This is a genomic window from Candidatus Jordarchaeum sp. (assembly GCF_052745115.1).
In genome coordinates, this window is sequence record NZ_JBRAKS010000531.1 from 1 (window position 1) to 1,791 (window position 1,791).

General features: G+C 38.6%; 2 protein-coding genes. Both read left to right on the plus strand.

Features of this window, described 5'->3' with window-relative positions:
* Positions 1 to 225: 225 nt before the first annotated feature.
* Positions 226 to 1,119: a sulfite exporter TauE/SafE family protein gene (locus ACUVXA_RS20510; RefSeq protein ID WP_445873153.1), complete on the plus strand. Its 894-nt coding sequence runs from the start codon at positions 226 to 228 to the stop codon at positions 1,117 to 1,119.
* A 10-nt stretch (positions 1,120 to 1,129) separates the two neighbouring features.
* Positions 1,130 to 1,741: a tRNA (pseudouridine(54)-N(1))-methyltransferase TrmY gene (locus ACUVXA_RS20515; protein WP_445873154.1), complete on the plus strand. Its 612-nt coding sequence runs from the start codon at positions 1,130 to 1,132 to the stop codon at positions 1,739 to 1,741.
* Positions 1,742 to 1,791 lie beyond the last annotated feature (50 nt).

Genomic DNA, 1,791 nt, shown 5'->3' on the forward strand with positions numbered 1-1,791 from the left:
AGGGGTGTGGTGGGAATTTCTAATTGTTCGTTAAATTTAAATGCTTCAAAAACGACTTCTGACATGTGGGGTTCACCACCGTTGGGATGGTTTCGAGTACAATTATTCTTTTCGAACTATCCCAACAACCCACATACTTAAGGCGCCTTCTCGATAGGTAGATAAGAAACTATTTTATGAATTTGCTTCCTCGTTGGCTTAACTACGTAATAGGAGTATGATCAATTGGATTGGTGGATTTTGTACCTCCTCCTCAGCGGCGGCAGTGAATGGTTGCTATACACCCTAATAAGTGGGATTACTATTTTTACAGGAATAATTGCAGCTATGCTGGGTGTGGGAGGAGGATTTCTCAACGTCCCAATAATAAATTACGTAGCAAATGAACCAATCAACATAGCCATAGGAACCAGTTTATTAATCATTTTATTCACCTCGTTTTCCGCCACCATAGGATACGCCCGTAAAAAAATTATAGATTACAAATTAGGTTTAGTTCTAGAAATAGCATCAACCCCAGGAGCCTTCCTAGGGGCATACTTAACTGGCTGGATACCGGAAGATATACTCAGTTCGATTTTTGGAGTAGCATTGATTATAATTGGGCTAAACATGATTTTTAGAAGAAGAAAACAAAATCCATACAATTCTCAGGAAGTTCCTAAACAAAAGACAAAATCCATAAGGAAAAGTATTCTAAATTGGAGAAGAGTGATTAAAGTTACAAGTGGCGAAATCTATGAGTACAATATAAATGTACCTTTGGGTTTAGCATTCTCATTCGTGGCGGGACTGGTATCCGGACTATTAGGAATAGGAGGAGGGCTTGTTAAAGTACCATTGCTGAATGTTGGTCTTAGGGTTCCTATGATCATCACGGTAGCCACCTCTATGTTTATGATTATTTTTACAACATCCGTTGGCGTATTTGAGCACAGCATGTTAGGACAAGTGAATTGGCTGATTGGTGGCATTATGATCATTGGAGCAATAATAGGAGCCCAGATAGGCTGTAGAATTGCGCTGAAAATATCTCCCAATCTTCTTCGCAAAATTTTCGGCGCAGGCGCAGTAATTTTAGCATTCCATATGATCTATATAGCGCTAATCAGTCTCTAGGTGAAAATTTTTGAAAAGAGTATTTATTCTCAAAGCCAGTAAAACCCGCACCGATAACAAATTCACTATTAAAGACTTGCCTGGAAGCGGGGGAAGAATGGATCTAGTATGCAGATGTATCCTATCCGCCTTACTCCTATCAAAAACACATAGAGTAGACACCGTTTTTTATGCGGTATTAGAAGGACCGCCGAGGCCCCCACTCACAATTGAGGTGGATGGAGAAAAGGTAAAAGCTTTGCCAAGAGACGAACTTCAACTCGCATCAGTATTAAGAGGGGTGTTAGATCCCGGTGCATCATCCTTTCCTCCGGGATTTAAATTAATAAATAAAAATTTCCAAGAAATAATAGAAGAACAGATAAATAAATCCGAAATCTACCTACTACATAAAACAGGAAACAGTACAAACAAAATTTTAAGCGAAATTCAAAAAATCAAAAAACCACAAATCACATTCATACTCGGAGACCACATTGGTCTAAGCCAAAACGACTTTGAATATTTAATGGAAAAGAAAATTGAGCCCTTAAATTTGGGAAAAAAGGAATACTTGGGAAGCCACTGCATATTTCTCGTTCATGAAAAATTGAACCGCATTTTAGAGCCTAAAACAGCATAAAAAACTTTCAATCTCCGTAGCTGGAGAACGGTTTTTGCAAGGGTTGTATC